Consider the following 1,817-nt stretch of genomic DNA (forward strand, 5'->3'; position numbering starts at 1 on the left):
GTGCTGGCGTGCGGTGAGGGGCAGCTGGCGGTGCGGCGCGGGACGTTCCGGGTGCCTCGGGTGGTGCGGCTGGCCGGTGATGCGGTGGTCGGGTTGCCTTCTGATGATTGGCTGTTGGGTGTTGCGGGTTCGGGCACGCTGACGTCGGACAACCTGGTGGCGCGATCGGTTGTTGCCGGGGAGTTGGGGGCGACGGGGGTGCGGGTGGCTGTGCGGTCGGCGGGTGTGAATTTCCGGGATGTGCTGATTGCGTTGGGGATGTATCCGGATGCTGATGCGGTGGTCGGTGGTGAGGGTGCCGGTGTCGTGGTCGAGGTCGGTTCTGATGTGACCGGTTTCGTGCCTGGTGATCGTGTTCTGGGTGTGTTTCCCGGTTTGGGTTCGTCGGTGGTGGTGGATCATCGTGTGTTGGCGAAGATCCCGGACGGGTGGTCGTTCGGTCAGGCTGCGGTGGTGCCCGCTGTGATGTTGACGGCTTATCACGCGTTGCGTGACTTGGCGGATGTTCGGCGGGGTGAGCGGGTTCTGGTGCATGCGGGTACCGGTGGTGTGGGTATGGCTGCGATCGCGCTGGCGAGGGCGTGGGGGTTGGAGGTGTTCGCCACCGCGAGCCCCGGCAAGTGGGAGGTGTTGCGGTCGTTGGGGGTCGATGACGCCCACATCGCCAGCTCGCGGTCGCTGGACTTCGAGGAGAAGTTCCTGGCCGTCACCGGCGGTCAGGGCGTGGACGTGGTGTTGAACTCTCTGGCGTACGAGTTCACCGACGCGTCTTTCCGATTGTTGCCGCGGGGTGGCCGGTTCGTCGAGATGGGGCTGACCGACCTGCGCGACGCCGCTCAGGTCGCCGCTGCTCACCCTGGCGTCCGCTACGAGCCGTTCACCTTGTTCGACGTCGGTGTCGAGCGGTTGGGGGAGATGCTGGCGGCGGTGATGGGGTTGTTCCGGGATGGTGTGGTGGAGCCGTTGCCGGTGTCGGCGTGGGATGTGCGGCGGGTGCCGGAGGTGTACCGGTTCATGTCGCAGGCGCGGCATGTCGGCAAGGTCGCGTTGACGTTGCCGCGTGCGTTGGATCCCGAGGGCACGGTGTTGATCACGGGTGGTACGGGTGTGTTGGGTGGGTTGTTGGCGCGGCATCTCGTCGCCGGGTACGGGGTGCGCAATCTGTTGTTGTTGAGTCGCAGGGGTTTGGCTGCCGATGGTGCGGCGGAGTTGGTCGCCGAGTTGGAGGCGGGCGGCGCGCGGGTCGCGGTGGTGGCGTGTGATGCGGCGGATCGTGAGGCGTTGCGCGCGGTGTTGGACGGGGTGTCGTTGACCGGTGTGGTGCATGCGGCCGGTGTGTTGGCCGATGGTGTGTTCACCGATCTGACCGACGGGCAGTGGTCGACGGTGCTGAGGTCGAAGGTGGACGCGGCGTGGAACCTGCACGAGCTGACCGCGTCGCGGGACCTGGCGATGTTCGCCTTGTTCTCCTCGGTCGCGGGTGTGTTGGGCTCGCCCGGTCAGGCGAACTACGCGGCGGCCAACTCGTACCTGGACGCTCTGGCGCAGTACCGCCAGCACCGGGGTCTGCCGGCGACCTCGCTGGCCTGGGGCTTCTGGGAGCAGCGCAGCGGCATGACCGGGCACCTCGCCGCACGGGACACCGCGCGGATGAGCCGGTCCGGTCTCGTGCCGATGACCAACGAATACGGCCTGGCGTTGTTCGACTCCGCGGTGGCCAGTGGTCAACCCGTGGTGGTCGCGGCGCGGTTGGACACGGCGGCGATCGCGAAGTCCGGTGTGGTGCCGGACGTCTTGCGCCGCCTGGTGCGGGCTCG

General features: G+C 67.7%; 1 protein-coding gene and 1 pseudogene. Both read left to right on the forward strand.

The window, feature by feature from the left end; genetic code table 11:
* Positions 1-198 precede the first annotated feature (198 nt).
* Positions 199-348 (forward strand): annotated as a pseudogene (locus tag FM051_RS53595) (alcohol dehydrogenase catalytic domain-containing protein); the annotation flags it as partial.
* Between the two features lie 207 nt (positions 349-555).
* Positions 556-1,817, forward strand: a 1,262-nt coding sequence (locus FM051_RS49855) for an SDR family NAD(P)-dependent oxidoreductase (protein ID WP_238413271.1), incomplete at its 3' end; no start/stop codon positions are given.

Source organism: Saccharothrix deserti, from assembly GCF_009769385.1.
Classification (GTDB): Bacteria; Actinomycetota; Actinomycetes; order Mycobacteriales; family Pseudonocardiaceae; genus Actinosynnema; species Actinosynnema deserti.